The sequence below is a fragment of the Pseudomonas sp. 1928-m genome (assembly GCF_029269135.1).
In the GTDB taxonomy this organism is placed as follows: domain Bacteria; phylum Pseudomonadota; class Gammaproteobacteria; order Pseudomonadales; family Pseudomonadaceae; genus Aquipseudomonas.
On the sequence record NZ_JARIXO010000002.1, the window covers coordinates 347,820 to 367,296 of the forward strand.

The 19,477-nt window shown below is 62.8% G+C and carries 19 protein-coding genes; 11 read left to right on the plus strand and 8 right to left on the minus strand.

Annotation, left to right across the window (positions count from 1 at the left end; all coding sequences use genetic code 11):
* The first annotated feature begins 215 nt into the window (after positions 1-215).
* Entirely contained in the window at positions 216-1,445 is a 1,230-nt protein-coding gene (locus P3C18_RS11130; protein ID WP_275961926.1) for an alpha/beta hydrolase, read from the plus strand.
* 138 nt (positions 1,446-1,583) lie between these two features.
* Here the strand turns inward: P3C18_RS11130 and P3C18_RS11135 are convergent, their stop codons facing one another.
* Positions 1,584-2,438, minus strand: a complete 855-nt coding sequence (locus tag P3C18_RS11135; protein WP_275961927.1) for a class I SAM-dependent methyltransferase — start codon at positions 2,436-2,438, stop codon at positions 1,584-1,586.
* A gap of 63 nt (positions 2,439-2,501) precedes the next feature.
* On the opposite strand from P3C18_RS11135, the gene P3C18_RS11140 reads away from it, so the two are divergent.
* Together P3C18_RS11140 and P3C18_RS11145 are read left to right on the plus strand one after the other, a co-directional pair.
* Positions 2,502-3,218, plus strand: coding sequence for a DNA-3-methyladenine glycosylase (locus tag P3C18_RS11140; protein ID WP_275961928.1), 717 nt, complete (start codon positions 2,502-2,504; stop codon positions 3,216-3,218).
* Positions 3,215-4,531, plus strand: coding sequence for a bifunctional DedA family/phosphatase PAP2 family protein (locus P3C18_RS11145; RefSeq protein WP_275961929.1), 1,317 nt, complete (start codon positions 3,215-3,217; stop codon positions 4,529-4,531). The genes P3C18_RS11140 and P3C18_RS11145 overlap by 4 nt, the downstream gene beginning before the upstream one ends.
* Here P3C18_RS11145 and P3C18_RS11150 read toward each other — a convergent pair.
* From P3C18_RS11150 to P3C18_RS11160, 3 genes are read right to left on the minus strand one after another with little or no spacing between them, the layout of a single operon-like run.
* The gene (locus P3C18_RS11150; RefSeq protein WP_275961930.1) at positions 4,525-5,112 is read right to left on the minus strand and encodes an LON peptidase substrate-binding domain-containing protein; all 588 of its coding nucleotides are present in this window, start codon (positions 5,110-5,112) and stop codon (positions 4,525-4,527) included. The genes P3C18_RS11145 and P3C18_RS11150 overlap by 7 nt on opposite strands.
* A 10-nt stretch (positions 5,113-5,122) precedes the next feature.
* Positions 5,123-5,833, minus strand: a complete 711-nt coding sequence (locus P3C18_RS11155; RefSeq protein ID WP_275962053.1) for an LrgB family protein — start codon at positions 5,831-5,833, stop codon at positions 5,123-5,125.
* A 2-nt stretch (positions 5,834-5,835) separates the two neighbouring features.
* Positions 5,836-6,195, minus strand: coding sequence for a CidA/LrgA family protein (locus tag P3C18_RS11160; RefSeq protein ID WP_160016139.1), 360 nt, complete (start codon positions 6,193-6,195; stop codon positions 5,836-5,838).
* 217 nt (positions 6,196-6,412) lie between these two features.
* Between P3C18_RS11160 and P3C18_RS11165 the strand changes: the two genes are divergently transcribed.
* The 6 genes from P3C18_RS11165 to P3C18_RS11190 all read left to right on the plus strand — a co-directional run bounded on the left by P3C18_RS11165 (position 6,413) and on the right by P3C18_RS11190 (position 13,342).
* A complete protein-coding gene (locus tag P3C18_RS11165) occupies positions 6,413-6,868 on the plus strand; it encodes a MaoC family dehydratase (RefSeq protein ID WP_275961931.1) in 456 nt (151 codons plus the stop codon).
* A 140-nt stretch (positions 6,869-7,008) separates the two neighbouring features.
* Entirely contained in the window at positions 7,009-8,736 is a 1,728-nt protein-coding gene (locus tag P3C18_RS11170) for a C13 family peptidase (protein ID WP_275961932.1), read from the plus strand.
* Between the two features lie 61 nt (positions 8,737-8,797).
* On the plus strand, positions 8,798-9,439 hold the full coding sequence (locus P3C18_RS11175) for an oxidoreductase (RefSeq protein WP_275961933.1): 642 nt from the start codon (positions 8,798-8,800) through the stop codon (positions 9,437-9,439).
* Positions 9,440-9,621: 182 nt separating this feature from the next.
* On the plus strand, positions 9,622-9,972 hold the full coding sequence (locus P3C18_RS11180; protein WP_275961934.1) for a DUF5629 family protein: 351 nt from the start codon (positions 9,622-9,624) through the stop codon (positions 9,970-9,972).
* A 19-nt stretch (positions 9,973-9,991) separates the two neighbouring features.
* Positions 9,992-10,603 carry a class I SAM-dependent methyltransferase gene (locus P3C18_RS11185; RefSeq protein WP_275961935.1) on the plus strand — a complete coding sequence of 204 codons (612 nt, stop codon included), beginning with the start codon at positions 9,992-9,994 and terminating at the stop codon, positions 10,601-10,603.
* Between the two features lie 114 nt (positions 10,604-10,717).
* Positions 10,718-13,342 (plus strand): EAL domain-containing protein, encoded by a 2,625-nt coding sequence (locus P3C18_RS11190; protein ID WP_275961937.1) that lies wholly within the window; start codon positions 10,718-10,720, stop codon positions 13,340-13,342.
* 6 nt (positions 13,343-13,348) lie between these two features.
* On the opposite strand, the gene P3C18_RS11195 is transcribed toward P3C18_RS11190, so the two are convergent.
* The 4 genes from P3C18_RS11195 to P3C18_RS11210 form a co-directional block, all read right to left on the minus strand.
* Complete coding sequence (locus tag P3C18_RS11195; protein ID WP_275961938.1) at positions 13,349-13,648, minus strand: YceK/YidQ family lipoprotein; 300 nt, start codon at positions 13,646-13,648, stop codon at positions 13,349-13,351.
* On the minus strand, positions 13,641-14,273 hold the full coding sequence (gene ubiX, locus P3C18_RS11200; protein WP_275961939.1) for a flavin prenyltransferase UbiX: 633 nt from the start codon (positions 14,271-14,273) through the stop codon (positions 13,641-13,643). The genes P3C18_RS11195 and ubiX overlap by 8 nt, the downstream gene beginning before the upstream one ends.
* Positions 14,274-15,626 carry a UDP-N-acetylmuramate:L-alanyl-gamma-D-glutamyl-meso-diaminopimelate ligase gene (mpl, locus tag P3C18_RS11205; RefSeq protein WP_275961940.1) on the minus strand — a complete coding sequence of 451 codons (1,353 nt, stop codon included), beginning with the start codon at positions 15,624-15,626 and terminating at the stop codon, positions 14,274-14,276.
* Positions 15,627-15,727: 101 nt separating this feature from the next.
* Entirely contained in the window at positions 15,728-16,603 is an 876-nt protein-coding gene (locus P3C18_RS11210; protein ID WP_275961941.1) for a LysR substrate-binding domain-containing protein, read from the minus strand.
* Between the two features lie 129 nt (positions 16,604-16,732).
* On the opposite strand from P3C18_RS11210, the gene P3C18_RS11215 reads away from it, so the two are divergent.
* Together P3C18_RS11215 and P3C18_RS11220 are read left to right on the plus strand one after the other, a co-directional pair.
* Positions 16,733-17,902 (plus strand): 2-aminoethylphosphonate--pyruvate transaminase, encoded by a 1,170-nt coding sequence (locus P3C18_RS11215; RefSeq protein ID WP_275961942.1) that lies wholly within the window; start codon positions 16,733-16,735, stop codon positions 17,900-17,902.
* 220 nt (positions 17,903-18,122) lie between these two features.
* Complete coding sequence (locus P3C18_RS11220) at positions 18,123-19,472, plus strand: MFS transporter (protein WP_275961943.1); 1,350 nt, start codon at positions 18,123-18,125, stop codon at positions 19,470-19,472.
* Positions 19,473-19,477 lie beyond the last annotated feature (5 nt).

Consider the following 19,477-nt stretch of genomic DNA (forward strand, 5'->3'; position numbering starts at 1 on the left):
CGCCGCTCCACGCCCAGCGCTGCGCGGCGGACGGTAAACACACCGTTCGCCACAACCGCCGGTAACGCCGCTAGACCCCGACCAGCAGGCCATCCCGAGAAACAGTGACACCACAGGCCATCAGCCGCCCGAAGGTTAGGTAAACAAAAACCGTCCGAATGTTTACCTTGCCATTAAAAGCAAGACAGGCGGCCGACCGCCGGGGTGGGATCAGCATGTATTACCGTACCGACTACTGCGCCGCACAACTCAGCGAAGCCCCACAGGTGCTGCATCTCGGCGACCTGCGCCTGCACTACCAGGCCTACGCCTGCCGCAGCCATGACCCGCGCCCACCCGTATTGCTGCTGGGCGGCGCATTTCAAAGCTTTCGCTCGTTTGCCGCCGAGGTCAGCGAGCTGCTCGGCGAGCATCCGGTGATCCTGCTCGACCTGCCCAGCCAGGGCGGCAACCTGCAACTGGTGCCCGACCTGAGCCTGGAGCAGCTGGCCGACCTGATCGCCGCCTTCGCCGAAGAACTCGACCTGCCGCCACTGATGCCCATCGGCCTGTCCTATGGTTCAGCCCTGGCGGCGCTGTTCGCCGCCCGTCACCCCGAGCGCTGCGCCCGTGTGCTGCTGGCCGGGATCACCGCCTTCGGCCGCCCCGGTGCGCGCCTGCTGCTGCAGGAAGGCCTGGCGCTGCTGGCCGAAGGCCGTTGTGAAGCGTTCGCCCACGGCGCGCTGACCAGCCTGCTCAACCCTTTGCGCCTGGAGCAGACCGGCGTAGCCCCGGTATTTCGCAAGGCATTGCTGCGGCAGATCCAGCGTCTGTCAGCCGCCGATATCGAGCGTTACCGACAGAACAGCCAGAGACTGCTGGATTTTCAGGGCTTTCACCTGCACCCCAGCTGCCCAACGCTGGTATTGGCCGGCGAATATGACCACTTCACCCAACCCTGGGAGCACGCACACTTTGCCGCCGCCTGCGACCAGGCCAGTTGCGCGCTGATCCACAACGCCGACCACTTGGCGCAATTCGAACAACGCGACGCCTGCGCCAACCTGTACAACCCGTTTCTGCGCGGCGAAGCGTTGCCAAGCCGCAGCCCAGGCAGCAGCCTGCTGGCCCAGGAGCAATTGCGGCAATTGGAAAAACGCCACGAGCCACGCCTACCTCCCAACCAGCGCCAGGCACGCCTGCAGCATGCCGAAGCCGGCGAGTGGACGGTGGAAATCAGCGAGCTGGGTTTCTTCGGTGGTCTGTTGAGGGGCGACCTGCCGGATATGCAAGGCGTGCGCGGCTGGCAACTGCTGTGCAAGGATCTGCCCGCTCAGCCCCTGCTACCGCTACGGCAAGATCACAATGGCCTGGCCTTTGTCTTCCCGCACAGCGATCAGCAGGCCAGTCAGGCACTGGCAACGCAGTTCCAACTGCAGCCGCTACCAGCAGCAGCCTGCGCCTAGAGCCTGTCTCGGATCTGCTGCGCGTCGGCGATACTGCGTTAAAAACAGGCTCGGAATGCTCATTTACAACAGTAAACTCCGCTTCCTCGCCTGTTTTTGCCTTGTCTCGCTCTAGCTCGCGAGATCCGAAACAGACTCTTAGACTCGCGCCTCGATTACCCGAACCAGCCCGGCATTACGCGACGGAGCCAGGCCAAGCGACTGGGCCGTGCGACTCGGGTCGAACACCGCAACCTGGCTAAAGCCACATTTCTCAAAGCCCTGCACAATCGCCTGATCATTGCGGTAGTGCAGCGGATAGCTACCACGGGTCAGCCGTCCGATCAGGCCGACACCCCAACGCAGTTGGCGGTAACGCGGATGTTCGCGCAGATCGGGGTACAGCTCAGTCAGGTAGGTGGCCTGAGGAAACTCACGCAGCTGCTCGGCCAAGCGCGTCCAGAACGACTCGATCAGCGCCAGCTCGAAGTAATTCACCAGCCCCTCGGTAATCACCACCACCGGTTTGCTGTGATCCAGCTCAGCGAACAGCGCCGCCAGGCTTTTGCTGCCCTCCTCGGCGAGGATATCCACCGCGCGCACCTGATGCTGACTGCCCAGCCAGCCTTCGGCATTCAGCAGCAGGCGCTTGCGCGCCGCCATCACCGGCAGGTCCGCCTCGATATAGCGCAACTGCGGATAACGCGCGGTAAAGCGCCGGCCGCGTGGCGACAGGCCGCAGGCAATCTCCACCACCTGACACACCCCGCCCTGCTCAATCGCCGCAGTCAGCTGGGCATCAATCTGTAAATGCCGCTGCAACAGAAACTGCTCGATATCCAGGCCGAACCCGACCCGCGCGCCCCAGGTGATCGGGCTGAGCAAACCATGCACAAAACGCCCAAACCCGGTGACAAAGGCCGCATCCGCCAGTTGATGGCGATACCAGATATAGCCGGTGTAATGGGCGCTGGGGCTGATATGAGCGCTGCTGACGCGGGCACGTTCAGGCATGGTTAAGACTCTTATTGTTATGATCGCCCCAGCCTATGCCCAGCCAAGCCACAACGACAGCGCATGCCCAACGAACCCACCCTTAGTTTGCCCTGGCCCGAGGGCCGCGCATTGCCGGCCAGCTTCTTCGACCGCGACTCGCGCCTGCTGGCCCGCGAGCTGCTCGGCAAGGTGATCCGCCATAAACAGGGCGCGCTCTGGCTGAGCGCGCGAATTATCGAAACCGAGGCCTACTACCTGAGCGAGAAAGGCAGCCACGCCTCCCTCGGTTACACCCACAAACGCCGGGCGCTGTTTATGGATGGCGGGCACATCTATATGTATTACGCCCGGGGCGGCGACTCGCTGAACTTCAGCGCCCAAGGCCCCGGCAATGCGGTGCTGATCAAATCCGCCCACCCCTGGCAAGACACGCACAGCGGCGCAGACGCCCTGGCGCAGATGCAGGCGAATAATCCCGACGCCCAGGGCAGGCCACGCAGCCGCGAAACCCTCTGTGCCGGGCAAACCCTGCTGTGTAAAGCACTCGGTTTGAAAGTGCCGGAGTGGGACGCGCAGGCCTTCGATGAACAGCGCCTGTTTGTCGAAGACCTCGGCGAACGCCCAGAGCAGATCGTGCAGTGCGCGCGCCTGGGCATCCCCCATGGCCGCGACGAGCAACTGCCTTACCGTTTTGTCGACGCGGCCTTTGCCCGCCACTGCACCCGCAACCCGTTACGGCGCGGCCAGCTGGCCGGCCAGGACTATCACCTGCTAACCCCCATGGATGATCACCAATGAGCCAATGGTTCGACACCCTGACCCTCTGGCTAAGCGCCAACCCTGAATGGCTGGGCCTGGCGATTTTCTTGCTGGCTTGCGGCGAGTGCCTGGCGATTGTTGGCCTTCTCGTACCCGGCACCGTGCTGCTGTTCGCCGTCGCAGCGTTAGCCGGTAACGGCGCGCTGGGCCTGGGCGAAACCCTGCTGCTAGCGTTTTGCGGCGGGTTGCTGGGCGATTGCCTGTCCTATGCACTGGGTCGCTACTTTCATCAGGACATCGGCCGCCTGCCGGTGCTGCGTAGTCACCCGCAATGGCTGAACAGCGCCCATGGTTACTTCGTGCGTTACGGCGTCGCCAGCCTGCTGGTCGGGCGTTTTATCGGCCCACTGCGGCCCATGCTGCCGATGGTCGCCGGCATGTTCGACATGCCCTTCGTGCGCTTTTTTCTCGTCAGCCTACTGGCCGGTATCGGTTGGTCCATCGCCTATATGCTGCCCGGCTGGGCTACTGGCGCCGCCATGCGCCTGCCGCTGCCGGACGGTTTCTGGCCACAAGCCGGAATGATTGCTGCTGGAGTGGCACTGGTGGTTGGCATCAGCGTGCAAGGCAGCCTGCGTGAGCAACGGCACACCAGCCTGCTGACGGCGGCGGCAAGCCTGATCCTGCTGATTGGCCTAATGCTTAGCTGGCCGCACCTGAGCCAGCTCGATCAGGGCCTGCTGACCTTGGTGCAGGAGCATCGCAGCCCGGCGCTGGACACCCTGATGGTGCTGACTACCCGCCTCGGCGATCTGCACACGCAACTGGCCGCCGCCGTGCTGCTGTGCCTGATTCTGCTGGCGACCCGACAATGGCGCACGCTCTGCCTGGCGCTTGGCACCCTGCTCGGCACCGCCCTGGCCAACACTGCACTCAAGGCGTTTTTCGCCCGCAGCCGCCCCGATGTGCTGCTGGAACCGCTGGGCAGCTTCAGCTTTCCCAGTGGGCACAGCTCGGCGGCTTTCGCTTTCTGTCTGCTGCTTGGGGTACTGGCCGGGCGCGGGCAACCGCCCCGTATGCGCCTGACCTGGTTGCTGCTGGCCAGCCTGCCGGCCGCCGCAATTGCCGGCTCACGAATTTATCTGGGGGTGCATTGGCCCAGCGACATTATCGCCGGCGCCGTGCTGGCTGCCTGTTTCTGCGCGCTGAGCCTGGCCCTGGTGCAATGGCGCACGCCGCTGCCGGCTTTGTCGGGGAAAGTCTGGTGGCTGTTGCTGCCGGCGGTTCTCGCCCTGCTCGGCAGCATCACCACCTGGCAGTATTCCGCCGGGGTGCTGCTGTACCGCTACTGACGCTCGCCCTGCAGCAGCTCCAGCAGTTGTTGCAGCAGCTCCAGACGCAGCTGCACTTCAGGCGTTTCGAGCAATTGCAGTTTCTGTTCGGCGTCCAGCGGCAACAGGTAGGCCAGCTGATTGGCCAATGCTTCCTGGCCTGCCGGCGCGCTCGGCATACCCAGCGATGCCACCAACGGGTGAGCGCTTAGCGCACCGAGCAGAGCCGCCAGATCGGCATGCTCAGCCTCCAGCGGCCGCTCGGTTTGCTCGTCCAGCCACTCGACCTCGGCCAGGGTCAGTTGATCCGGCAGCACCTGAGCGCGCTGCACGCGAAAACGCCGACCGCCCTCCACACGAATGCCCAGCAGGCCATTGGGTAACTGCTGAAAATCGCGAATCAGCGCCTCGCAGCCTATCGCCGAGAACTGCCCCGCAGCCTCACCCACCTCAGCGCCATCGATGATGCAGACCACGCCAAAGCCTTGGCCCTGCTTCATGCAGCGACTGATCATGTCCAGGTAGCGCGCCTCGAATATCTTAAGATCGAGCATGCAACCGGGAAACAGCACGGTATTCAGTGGAAATAGCGGTAGGGTCACAGGCGCCTCCTTATAGCCACAACAGAATAGCCAGCGGCAGCAGCACGGCGGTGAACACGCCCATCAGGCTCATCGCCAGGGCAGAAAACGCGCCGCATTCCTCGCCTTCCTGCAGCGCCCGCGCGGTGCCGACCGCGTGCGCGGTCAGGCCCAGGGCCATACCCAACGCGGCAGGATGATGCACACCAAAACGTTTGAGCAGCGCCGGGCCGACGATGGCGCCAATAATCCCGGTGATCATCACAAACACCGCCGCCAGGGCGGCAATCCCGCCAATCTGATTGGCCACCAGCATGGCAATCGGCGAGGTCACCGATTTCGGCGCCATGCTCATCAGCATGATCTGCTCGGCACCGAAGGCCCAGGCCAGGGTAATCCCCAACACAGTCGCGACCACGCCGGCCACCAGCAACGTGATCAGAGTGGGCCAGAACAGCTGGCGAATTCGCCGCAGATTGAGAAACAGCGGCACAGCCAGCGCCACCGTGGTCGGCCCGAGGAACAGCGTCAGCGCGGCGGCGCTGTCCTTGTACTCGGCAAAGGTCAGGCCGCAGGCCAGAAGAATGCCGATCACCGCGAGCATCGACACCAGCACCGGCTGCAGAAACACCCAGCGGGTTTTCTCATAGGCGGCAATCGCCAGCTGGTAGGCGCCGAGGGTGATGCCCACGCCAAACAGCGGGTGATGGATTAGCGCCTGCCAGGCGGCGTGCCATTCCAGAGTCATGCGTCCTCCCGACGTTGTTGACGGTCGATCAGCTTCTGCATCAGCCAGCCGGCGAAGACGATGGAGATCAGCAGCGACAGCAACAGCGCACCGGCAATTGCCCAGAAGTCGGCAAAGATATCCTCGGCATAGGCCATCACCCCCACCGCTGGCGGCACCAGCAGCAACGGCAGGTATTTCAGCAGGCTGGTGGAGGCCAAATGCAACGGCTCGCCCACCTCGCCGCGCAGCAGCAGAAAGCCGAACAACAGCAGCATGCCGATGATCGGGCCCGGCAGTATCGGGATCAGCAGGACGTTCAGCGCAGTGCCGAGCAACTGGCACAGCACCAGCCAGGAAAGGCCGCGTAGCAGCATGATGGGTAATCTCCGAATCGTATGATCCCAGACGCAGTGCCGCGCATTATAAGCAGAAGCGCCCGGCAAGGGCCGGTTTACAGCGGTTGCGTGGCAACGGCGTAACGTTAACGACGCGTACACGAGGCACTTGACCCTGTGGCAAACCCATGATGATCTTAGGGCAGAAGGATTTACGCCCCAAAAAAAACAACACTTGCGTCTTCAAGGAGAAACCATGACATCAGTACCCGCCGCCGAATTGCCCAGCTATATCGGTAAAGAACTCGGCCGTTCCGAATGGCTGACCATCGACCAGGAACGCATCAACCAGTTCGCCGAATGCACGGGCGACCATCAGTTCATCCACGTTGATCCAGAAAAAGCCAAGCTCACCCCGTTTGGCAGCACCATCGCCCACGGTTTCCTCTCGCTGTCACTGGTGCCCAAGTTGATGGAAGGCATCATGATCATGCCTAAAGGGCTGAAGATGGCCGTCAACTATGGCCTGGATAGCGTGCGCTTTATCCAGCCGGTGAAGGTCAACTCCAAAGTCCGCCTGGTGGTCAGCCTGACCGACGCCCACGAGAAGAATCCTGGCCAATGGCTGCTCAAGGCCAAAGTCGTGCTGGAGATTGAAGGCTCGGAAAAACCCGCCTACATCGCCGAGCCGCTGACCCTCTGCTTCGTCTGATCGCAGCCGCCGGACCAAGGCGCACAGGCATTTGCCGGTGCGCCTTTTCTATTTTTATATGCCTACCGGTGCGCTCAATCACGGCACCTCGAGCGCTTTAAGGCATACTCGGCAACGACCTTACAGCCTGGATTTTCTGCATGCACCCTCTCTCCCTCCTGGCCCCCCTGAGCCTCGCTCTGCTACTGACTGCCTGTGGCGATGGCGAACCCTTGTTGCCAGCGGATGCCGTGCTGCCTGACGGTGGGCGCTACCGTGGCGAGGTGATCGACGGCCTGCTGCAAGGCCCCGGCCGCCTGGATTACAGCGACGGCAGCTACTACCAGGGGCAATTCAAGGACGGCCAGTTCAACGGCCCCGGCGAATGGCGCAGCAAGCACGGCGAGTTCTACAGCGGCGCGTTTCAGAACGGCGATTTCCACGGCCAGGGCAGCCTCACCTACAGCGATGGCAGCCGCTACGAAGGCGGCTTTGCCAACGGCATGCCCAGCGGCGAAGGCCACCTGAAAGCCAGCCAGCTGGAATACCGCGGCGAATTCAGCAAGGGCCAGTACAGCGGCCTGGGCAAGCTGCAGTGGAGCAACGGTGCCAGCTTCCAGGGCCAGTTTAAAAAAGGCGAACCCGACGGCCAGGGCGTGCTCACCGACACCGAAGGCAATGAGTACACCGGCACCTTCGACAACAGCCAACTCAATGGCCAGGGCAGTTTCAAGAACCTCGGCGGCGACCTTTACAGCGGCCAGTTCCGCGACAATCAGTTCCACGGCAAGGGCCGCTATCAGAGCGCCGATGGCGAAGTCTGGAGCGGGCGCTTCGTCCATGGCAGCCTGACCGGCAAAGGCGAATTCAAAGGCAGCGACGGCAGCCACTACGCCGGCCAGTTCAGCGACTGGAGCTACCACGGCGAGGGCCGCCTGAGCCTAGCCGACGGCAGCGTCTATCAAGGCAACTTTGCCTACGGTAAATACCAGGGCACCGGCAGCCTAACTCTGGTCGACGGCAGCCAGCAAAGCGGCACTTGGCAAAACGGCCGACTGATCCGTGACGCCCAGGGCAAGGCCATACCCGACGCCCTGGCCACCGGCCTGCTGGAGCAAGGCCGCCTGCTCGATGCCGCCATCGCCAAATTGCCTGTCTCGACGCCAGCCATCGAGCTGTACGCCCTGACCCTGGCCGGCGACGGCAAGCAAAGCGTGTTTATGCGCGAGGCCGATTATGTCGGCAACCTGCTGCAGGAGCGCTTCGCCGCCCACGGCCTGATCACCCTGGTCAACCACCGCGACCACCTGACGGATCGCCCGCTCGCCACCAGCGCCAGCCTCGGTCGCAGCATCCAAGCCCTGGCCGAACGCAGCGGCGAGGAAGACCTGATCTTTATCTACCTGACCAGCCACGGCTCCGCCAAACATGAACTGAACCTCGACCAGCCGCGCATGCAGCTCGACGACCTCCCCGCCAGCGAACTGGCAGCCCTGCTCGAGCCGTTGAAGAACCGGCACAAGGTGCTGGTGATCTCAGCCTGCTACTCCGGCGGCTTTATCCCCAAGCTGCAGGATGACAAGACCCTGGTGATTACCGCTGCTCGCGCCGACCGGGTGTCCTTCGGCTGTTCGGAGGAGAACGACTTCACCTACTTCGGCCGTGCCCTGTTTGCCGAGGCCCTACAACAGACCGACGACCTGCAGCGCGCCTTCAAGCTGGCCCAGGCCAGCGTTGCCGAACGCGAAAAGGCCGATGGTTTCGAACCCTCAGAACCGCAAATCTGGCCCGCCAAAGCGGTGCTCGCACAGTGGCGCAAGCTGCGCGAGCAGCAAGCCGAGCGCGCCCTGAACAATGCACTTGAAGCGCAATCTGCGGTCAACCCATAACAGCCATGCGCGTACCCGACAGCCTGATAAGCTGATTGATATCAGCGGAGAACTTCACACTATGTATTTGACGCCCCAGCACATCCTTCTCGCAGGCGCCACCGGACTGACCGGCGAGCACCTGCTGGACCGTCTGCTGAACGAGCCCACGGTCGCTCGCGTGCTGGCCCCCAGCCGCCGCCCGCTGGCAGCGCATGCGCACCTGGAAAATCCGCAAGGCGAACTGCTGGCCCTGCTGCCGCAACTGAGCGGCAAGGTCGATACCGCCTTCTGCTGCCTGGGCAGCACGATCAAACAAGCCGGCTCGCCAGAGGCCTTCCGCGCGGTCGACCATGACCTGGTGATCGCCTTCGCCGAACGCGCCCGCGCCCTCGGCGCACGCCACCTGCTGGTGATCAGCGCCCTCGGCGCGGACGCCAACTCGACAGTGTTCTACAACAAGGTCAAAGGCGAAATGGAACAGGCCCTGCGCGCGCAGGATTGGCCGCAGCTGACCATCGCCCGCCCTTCCCTGCTGCTGGGTGCACGTCAGGAATTTCGCCTCGGCGAGCGTCTGGCCGCGCCCTTTATGCGCTGGCTGCCGGGTAAATACCGTGGCATCGAAGCCACCGTACTGGCCCGCGCACTGTGGCGCCTAGCGCTGGAAGAAGATGCCGGCACTCGGGTGATCGAATCGGACCAACTGCGCCGTCTCGGTCGCTAAGAACCTGTTCAAAGTCTGCTGCGCGTCGGCCCTGCTGCGTTAAAAACAGGCTCGGAATGCTCATTTACAACCAGTAAACTCCGCTTCCTCGCCGCTTTGACCAGCCGAAGGCTGTTACTGGCGTAGCGCCTTGCATGGCTCTAGCTCGCGAGACTTTGAACCGGCTCTAACGGAAGCCCCCTATGAACAGCACCCCGCACGACCTGATCAGCGCCCTGAGCGGCGCCGACATGCTGGAAATCGACGAGCTGCATGCCTGGCAGTTCAGCCTCAATGCCGAACAACTGGCCCAGCACCAGGCCGGCAACCCGCCCGCTGGCGACGCACCGCTGCTCAGCATCGAATGCATGGATGGCCGCGCCCTGCGCAAATGGCACTTCAGCCTGGCCCAGGTAATAGCCGCACGTTTTGACGGTGAAGCCGATGCCTGGAACATCAACGGCACTGCCGGCCCTCATTTGATCAAGTGCTTCGCCGCTGTCAGCGGCGACAACAGCGACCTGCCGGACGACGCCAGCAACGACGCAGAATAAACACAACGGGGACAACACCGTGGGCCTGTATGACCGCTATCTGCTGCCGCACCTGATCGACTTCGCCTGCGGCATGGGCGCGGTGATGAAAGTCCGCTCGCAACTGGTGCCCCAGGCCCATGGCAGGGTGCTAGAAATCGGCATTGGCAGCGGCCTTAACCTAGCCTTCTACGATGCCGAAAAAGTCCGCGTGATTATCGGCGTCGACCCCAGCGCCGATATGCAGAAGCTGGCCAAGCAACGCGCCGCCGCGATCAGTATTCCGGTGGAGATGATTGCCCTCGAACTGGGGCAGATCCAGGCCGAGGACGCCAGCTTCGACTGCATCGTCTGCACCTTTACCCTGTGCACCATCCCCGATGCCGTGGCCGCACTGAAAGAAATGCGCCGCGTGCTCAAGCCCGGCGGCCGCCTGCTGTTCTGCGAACACGGCCTGGCACCGGAGCTACCCGTGCTGCGCTGGCAGAACCGCCTGACGCCGCTGTGGAAACCACTGGCTGGCGGCTGCCACCTCAACCGCGATATCCGGGCGCTGATCAGCGCAGGCGGTTTTCAGATTGGCGAGCTGAGCAATCGCTACCTCAAGGGCCCAAAGCCCATGACCTATATCTACCAAGGCTGGGCGAGCTAAGGCGCAGCCCATAACCTGCTGCGCGCCAGCCATGGCGCGGTAGAAATAGCCAATTGCCATCAGCCGCCTGCACCTACGCCATATTCTGGCTATCGTTAGGCCATGGATTCTCTTATGGAAGTTGGCCCACGCATGAAGCGCCTGTCATTTCGCCCCCTCAGCACCCTGCTGCTATTGACCATGAGCCTCACAGCCGGGTCGTTCAGCAGCGCGCAATCACGCGAGGTCAGCGTGGGGGTTTACGCCAACGAACCGAAAATCCTCCTCGGCCAGGACGGCAAACTCTCCGGCATCCTCGGCGAACTGCTAAATGAAATCGCCAGTCAGGAAGACTGGCAACTGCGCCCCAGGCCGTGCGAATGGCAACAGTGCCTGGAGCTGGCGCAGAGCGGTGAAATCGACCTGCTGCCCGATGTGGCCTACAACGACAGTCGCGCTCAGGTGCTCGACTTCCACAAGATGCCCTCGCTGTTCAGCTGGTCGCAGGTTTACAGCAACGAGGACCTGCAGCTCAAATCGATACTCGACCTCAAAGGCCTGCGCATTGCCGTTTTGCAAGGCTCGGTGCAGGAGGAATACCTGCGCGGGCTGCTCGAAAGCTTTGGCCTGAGAGCCCAGCTGATCGGCGTACCCAGCCTGCCGCAGGGCTTTGAACTGGTGGCGGGTGGGCAGGCCGATGCAGTGGTGGCCAACCAGCGTTTTGGCGACTTCCATGCACCGAGCTATCAGCTGCAAAGCTCCTCGATCATGTTTCAACCGGCGCAGCTGTTCTACGCCACACGCAAGGGGCAGAACGCCGACTTGCTAAGCGCCATCGACAAACACCTGTCGAACTGGCAGGACTCACCTTCCTCGGTCTACTACCAGAGCCTGCAACGCTGGGGCGGTGAACGGCCACGCCTGCTGATCCCCACCAGCGTCTGGTGGGGCCTGAGCACCCTTGCCCTATTGCTGATCGCCGCACTCGGCGGCGCAGTGCTGCTGCGCCGCCAGGTACGCGAGAAAACCCATCACCTGCTGGCCAGCGAAGAACGCCTGAACACCATCCTCGACAGCGTCGAAGCCTATATCTACATCAAGGATGCGCAGCTGCGTTACCAGTACGCCAACCGCAAGGTCTGCGAACTGTTCGGCCAGAACCTCGAGCAGGTGATCGGCAAGACCGATGAACAGTTCTTCGATATCGACACCGCCACCAACCTGCACGATAACGACCGCCGCGTGCTCAAACTCGGCGAACGGGTGCAAACCGAGGAAATCAACCGCAGCCTGGATGGCAGCACCCAGCACGCCTTCCTCTCGGTCAAGCTGCCGCTGCGCGACGGCCACGGCAAGATCTACGCACTGTGCGGCATCTCCACCGACATCACCGAACACAAGAAGAACCTGGAAAAAATCAACCAGCTAGCCTTCTACGATCCGCTCACCGGCCTGCCCAACCGCCGCCTGCTGCTCGACCGCCTGCAACAGGCATTGGCCAAGCATGCGCGCGGCCTGCAACAGGGCGCACTGCTGTTTATCGACCTGGATAACTTCAAGGACCTCAACGACACCCTCGGCCATGACATGGGCGATCAGTTGCTACAGCAGGTCGCTCAGCGCCTGAGCAGCCATGTGCGCGCCCAGGACACCCTGGCCCGCCTCGGCGGCGATGAGTTTGTGCTGATGCTTGAAGGCCTCAGCCTGAAACCCGCGCAGGCCGGCCAGCAGGTCGAGAGCGTTGGCAAGAAGATCGTCAAGGCTCTGGCCGCGCCCTATGCCCTGCAAGGCCGCAGCCATATCAGCACGGCCAGCATCGGCATCGCGCTATTTCCCAACGAGCAAAGCACGGTCGATGAAGTGCTCAAGCGCGCCGACATGGCCATGTATCAAGCCAAGGCCGCCGGCCGCAACGCGATGCGCTTTTTCGACCCGAAGATGCAGGCCGAAGTCAGCGCCCGCGCCAGCCTGGAAAGCGACCTGCGCCAGAGCCTCGGCCAGCGCGACTTTATCCTGCACTACCAACCCCAGGTGGATGCTCAAGGACAGTTGGTCGGCGCCGAAGCCCTGGTGCGCTGGCAACACCCGACGCGCGGGCTGGTGCCGCCGGGCGAATTTATTCCGCTGGCAGAAAGCACCGGGCTGATTCTGCCGCTGGGCCGTTTGATCCTGCACAGCGCCTGCCAGCAACTGGTGGCCTGGGCCACGCACCCACAACTGGCGCAGCTGACCCTGGCGGTGAATGTCAGCGCAAGGCAGTTCCACCATCCCGACTTTGTCGAAGACGTCTTCGCCACTCTCGCGGAAAGCGGCGCCAACCCGCAACGCCTGGAACTGGAGCTGACCGAAAGCCAGCTGGTGGAGGACGTGGAAGTGCTTATCGGCAAAATGAGCCAGCTGAAAGCCCGCGGCGTACACCTGGCGCTGGACGACTTCGGCGCGGGCTACTCCTCGCTCAACTACCTCAAACGCCTGCCGCTGGATCAGCTGAAGATCGACCAATCCTTCGTCCGCGATTTACTCGAACAACCCAGCGACGCTGCCATCGTGCGCACCATCCTCGCACTGGGCGCCAACCTCAACCTGGCAGTCACCGCAGAAGGGGTGGAAACCCAGGAACAGTACGACGCTTTGCAGCGCATGGGCTGCCGGCGTTTTCAGGGTTTTCTGTTTGCCAAGCCGGGGCCGGCGCAGAACCTTGAGCATTGGCCATTGGCAAAGACCTGGCAGGGTAAAGAGACCAGTATTCCGGACGCCTGACTCCCGTCACAAACCGCCGCTGATGCCCAGGTTGAGGCCGATGGCAGTAGCCAGGGACAGCGGCAGCAACAGGGTATCCAGCAACGCGCTGACCGGCAGGTCGGCGGCAGGATAAGCCGGGGCCTCGGCGCCGAAGCGGTCATTGGCGCAGCAACCGCCCTGCAGCGCATAGAGGTTCAATCGGGTGCCGGCATACACCACCGGCGCGCCTGGCTTGGCCGCATCCAAGGTGCGCACGGTGGCGCAGCTGCTGAGTGTCAGGCCCAACACCAGGCAGACGACCGCGCGAGCCAGAGGCTTATTCATCCGGGGTGATCTGATGGTGCTCGCCCCAGCGCGGCAGCATGTCCTGGGGGATATTCAGGCAGTTGAGGATGCGCGCCACAACGAAGTCGATCAGATCATCGATGGTCTGCGGCTGGTGATAGAAGCCCGGAGCGGCCGGAAGAATGGTCGCTCCCATATTCGAGAGCTTGAGCATGTTTTCCAGATGAATGCTGGAAAACGGCGCCTCGCGCGGCACCAGAATCAGCTGACGACGCTCCTTCAAGGCGACATCAGCGGCGCGCTCGATCAGGTTATTGCACGCCCCTGTGGCAATCGCCGACAGCGTGCCGGTGCTGCACGGCACCACCACCATCGCCGAGGGTGCGCCAGAGCCGGAGGCCACCGGCGCCATCCAGTCTTCCTTGCCGTACACGCGAATCTGCCCCGGCGCGGCGCCGGTGTACTCACTCAAGAACGCCTGCATCGCCTGGGGTTTGGCCGGCAGGCTGACATCGGTTTCGGTGGCCATCACCAGCTGCGCGGCCTTGGAAATCAGAAAGTGCACCTCGCGCTCTTCCTGCACCAGGCAATCGAGCAGGCGCAGGCCGTACTGAGCGCCGGAAGCGCCCGTCATAGCCAAAGTAATACGTTCAGGACCGGACATTTACCCCTCCAAGGCCGCTGCCAACTTGCCATGCAAACCGCCAAAGCCGCCGTTGCTCATCACCACCACCTGAGTACCCGGCGCGGCTTCGGCCTTGACCCCGGCGATGATCGCTTCCAAGGAATCGCAGACCTGAGTCGGCACGGTCGAGGTAGCCACGGTGCCGGCCAGGTCCCAGCCGAGATTCGGCGGTGCGTACCAGTACACCGAGTCAGCCTGTACTACGGACTCAGGCAGACCATCACGGTGCGCGCCGAGCTTCATCGAGTTGGAGCGTGGTTCGACGATGGCGATCAATTTGGCGTCGCCTATGCGCTTGCGCAGGCCATCCAGGGTGGTGGCAATCGCCGTCGGGTGGTGGGCGAAGTCGTCGAAGATGGTCACGCCATTCACTTCAGCGACCTTTTCCATGCGCCGCTTGGCATTGATAAAGCCGCACAGCGCGGCGATACCCAGCTCCGGCACCACGCCGACATGCCGCGCCGCCGCCAGCACCGCCAGGGCGTTAGCGACGTTGTGCTGGCCAGTCAGTTGCCAATCCACGGTGCCGGCAAGCTTGCCGTCGAAACTCACCTCGAAGCGCGAGCCATCGGCGCTAAGGAGTCGCGCCTGCCATTGGCCGCCCTCGCCGGTGGTCTGTACCGGCGTCCAGCAGCCCATCTCGATTACCCGCTTAAGCGCAGGCTCAGTGGTCGGGTGAATGATCAGGCCGTCGCCCGGGATGGTGCGCACCAGATGGTGGAATTGCCGCTCGATGGCCGCCAGATCCGGGAAGATATCCGCGTGATCGAACTCCAGGTTGTTCAGGATCGCAGTGCGCGGGCGGTAGTGCACGAACTTGCTGCGCTTGTCGAAGAAGGCGCTGTCGTATTCGTCGGCCTCGACCACAAAGAACGGCGTACCGCCCAAGCGCGCGGAGATACCGAAGTTCTGCGGCACGCCGCCAATCAGAAAACCCGGGCTCATGCCGGCATGCTCCAGCACCCAGGCCAACATGCTCGAACTGCTGGTTTTACCGTGGGTGCCAGCCACCGCCATCACCCACCGGCCTTGCAACACATGGTCGGCCAGCCACTGCGGCCCGCTTACATAGGGCAGGCCCTTGTTCAGCACATACTCCACCGCCGGGTTGCCACGCGACAGAGCATTGCCAACCACCACCAGATCTGGCGCGGGGTCGAGCTGGGCAGCGTCATAGCCTTGGGTCAGTTCGATGCCTTGAGCCTCCAGCTGGGTGCTCATGGGCGGGTAAACGTTGGCGTCGGAGCCGGTCACGCGGTGGCCGAGTTCCTTGGCCAGCACGGCCAGCGAGCCCATAAAAGTGCCGCAGATGCCGAGAATATGGATATGCATGATTTACCTTGCAGGCGTCGTCAGAGCCGGTGAATAAGGCGGGATAAAAACTGGCCGCAGATTAGCACAGCGCCCTATAGGCGGGCGCGGTGGCACGCTGATCAGCCGCCGCTGTTCGACCGCACTACCTCGAGAAAAGTCGCGATAATCCGCCGCGAGCCCTGGTCACGCCGGCACACCAGGGTTTCGGTCATGCGCTGCTGACAATCGAGAATCGGCAACGCCCGCATGGCGCGACTGGAACCAAATTCCGCCGCCGAAACGATACCCACGCCCAGACCGGCCGCGACCATCTCGAACACCGCTTCACGCCCTTCAACCTCAAGCGCCGAGCGCACGCGCAACCCTTCGCGGCGCAGCTCATCCTCAATCATCTGCCGGGTCATCGAGCCGCGCTCACGCAGCACCAGCGGTGTGTCATCGAGATCCGCCAGGACAATCGATTCGCGCCCCGCCCAGGGGTGTTCGAGCCCAACGAAGGCCACCAGTGGCGCACTGCTCAGTACATGGCTGAGCAGGTTTTCATCCGTCACCGGGCGGCCAAGCACAGCGAAATCCGCCTGATAGGCAAACAGCCTGGCCAGTGCCTCATCGGTGTTGCCGGTCACCAGATTGAAGCGAATGCCGGGATAACGCGCATTGAACGCGGCAATAAACGGCAGCACATGCACCGGCGAATCGACCGCCAGGGTCAGACTGCCGCTCTGCAGGGCACGCGAACTGGAGAGCAGTTCCTGGGCCTCAGCGACCACCGCATACAACCGCTGGGTAATACCGAGCAGCTGCTCCCCCAGTTCGGTGAGCTGCACCGAGCGCTTGGTGCGATGAAACAGCAGCACCCCGAATAGCTCCTCGAGTTTGCGCACTTGGTCGGAAACCGCCGGCTGGCTAAGGCACAGACGCTCGGCGGCGCGAGTGAAACTGCCCTGCTGCGCCACCGCGTGAAAGGCCCGCAATTGAGCGTTGGAAACCGCCATCAGACACCTCAATAAATAAGTTCAGCTTATTTTAAAAATACTATAAATCGATTTTATTTATTTACTGCAAGTTGTTTTTATCGACTCCAGAGCGGCGCATCGCTGCCACCGCACACACTGGAGACGATCATGAGCAAAGCCGAATTCATCAACGCCCGCCCAGCCCTTACCGCCCCCGCACTGGGTGAGCCCTATCTGCTGACCCCTGGCCCGCTGACCACGTCGCTGGCCACCAAGCAGGCCATGCTGCGCGACTGGGGTTCGTGGGACACCGACTTCAACCGGGTCACCGCGGATATTCGCCAAGGCCTGCTGCAAATGGCCGGCGTGCATGACGACAGCTACGCCTGCGTGCCCCTGCAAGGCAGCGGCACCTTCGCCGTCGAGGCGGCACTGGCCACCGCCATCGCCCGCGACGGTAAAGCCCTGGTGCTGATGAACGGTGCCTACGGCAAGCGCGCCACGCAGATTCTCGACTACCTCGGCCGCGACTACATCGCCCTGGACAAAGGTGACTACCTGCCACCGCAACCGGAAGAAGTTGCCGAGCTACTGAAAAACCACCCCGACGTCACCGACGTGTTCCTGGTTCACTGCGAAACCAGCTCAGGCATTCTCAACCCGCTGCGCGAGATCGCCGACGTGGTCAAAGCCCACGGCAAGAATCTGATCGTCGATGCCATGAGCTCCTTCGGCGCAGTGCCGCTGACTGTGGACAAGATCCCCTTCGACGTCATGGTTTCCTCAGCCAACAAGTGCATTGAAGGCATTCCCGGCTTCGGCTTTGTGATCATTCGCCGTGCACTGCTGGAACAGTCCAAGGGCCGCGCCCATTCACTGAGCCTGGACCTGCTAGAGCAGTGGCAATACATGGAGCGCACCGGGCAATGGCGCTTCACCCCGCCCACCCACAGCGTGGTGGCCTTCCGCAAGGCGCTCGAGCAGCACGCCGAGGAAGGGGGCGTAGCCGGACGCCAGGCGCGCTACACGAAAAATCGCGACACCCTGGTCGCCGGCATGCGCGCCATGGGCTTTCAGACCCTACTGGAAGACCGCTGGCTGTCGCCGATCATCACCACCTTCTTCAGCCCAACCCACCCGAACTTTGAGTTCAAGCGTTTCTACAACGAGCTCAAGGCCCGCCAGTTCGTCATCTACCCCGGCAAGTTGACCATTGCCGAAAGTTTCCGCATCGGCTGCATCGGCCAGATCGACGAACGCATCGTCGGCCAGTTGTTGCGTGCCATCGCCGACGCACTGGCGGTGATGGGCGTCGACGACTGCCGCCCAGCGAACTGAACCACAGCGCCCGGGCCAGTACGGCCCTGGGTGCAGACCTGTAGTACGAGACCGGCTGTTGCCCGCCCTATCAGGCAGGGCAACCCGGCAGGACGCCATGTCCCGGGCCTCGTTTGATCTGATCCAGACCGTCCGCCAAGACGGCGCCAGAAGTGCTTTTACAACAACAAAAGCAGCCGTTCCTTGAACTGCCAGCACATTCAACTCAGAGGTCAGCACCGTGAATCAGACATATGGCTTTTCCCTGTTAAACCTCAGCAGCAACCCCATACAGCGGTGGCGCCTGCAGATATTCGCCATCACCTGGCTGGCCTACGCCGCCTTCTATTTCACCCGCAAGGCCTTTTCGGTGGCCAAGCTGGGCATCGCCGATGACCCCGACTTCCAACTGGAAAAGGCCACCATGGCCAACCTCGACGCGCTCTACCTCGGCGCCTATGCCGTCGGCCAGTTCACCTGGGGCATCCTCGCCGACCGCTTTGGCCCGCGCGTGGTGGTACTGGGCGGCTTGCTGATTTCCGCAGTGGTGTCGCTGATCATGGGCAGCTTCGCCACCCTGCCGATCTTCGCCACCTGCATGGTGATCCAGGGCCTGGCGCAATCCACTGGCTGGTCAGGATTGTGCAAGAACCTCGGCAGTTTCTTCGCCACTGGCGAACGCGGCCGGGTACTCGGTTTGTGGAGCAGTTGCTACGCCTTCGGCGGCTTGGTGGCCTCGCCCTTCGCTGGCTGGTGGGCCTATCAGGTCTATGGCGATTGGCGCGCGGCATTTTTCTCCAGCGCCATCGTGGTCGGCGCAGTGGCCGTGCTGTTCTTTTTGCTGCAACGCAACACGCCACAGGATGTGGGGCTGCCAGCGGTCGAAAGCACCGATACACCGCAACTCGATGGCAACGGACAGCACGCCAGCTTCGCTAGCTGCCTAAAAACCATCCTGAGAAATCGCACGGTACTGGTACTCGGCCTGGCTTACTTCCTGCTCAAGCCGGCGCGTTACGCGATCCTGTTCTGGGGCCCGGTAATGGTCTACGAGCGCATGCCGGAGATCGGCAAGGTCGCCTCGGCCATCGTCCCTACCTCCTTTGAAGTCGCCGGCCTGATTGGCCCAGTACTGCTCGGCCTGATGTCGGACAAGCTGTTCGGCGCACGGCGCTTCCCGGCCTGCGTGGTCAGCCTATTGGTCCTGGCGGTCTGCCTGGCGCTGTTTGTCCCGGCGATGCAGAGCGGCAGCGTACTGGCCGTGGTCGGCCTGCTGTTCATGATGGGCCTGAGCCTCTACGGCCCGGACTCGATGATCAGCGGTTCCGCCGCCATCGACTACGGCCAGGGTACCGCCGGTACCGCCGCCGGCTTCGTCAACGGTTGCGGCTCAATCGGCGCGATCCTCGGCGGCCTGCTGCCCGGCTACTTCGATACCGAAAGCGTGTTTCTGCTGTTCACCGGCACGGCCCTGATCGCCACCGTGATGATGCTGCCGTACTGGAACAGCCGCCCGAACCAGCTCGCGCAACACCCCAGCAACCCACTGAACCCCAACAGCACCGCCAGCAACGCAAGCTTGCGGGCCTGACCTTT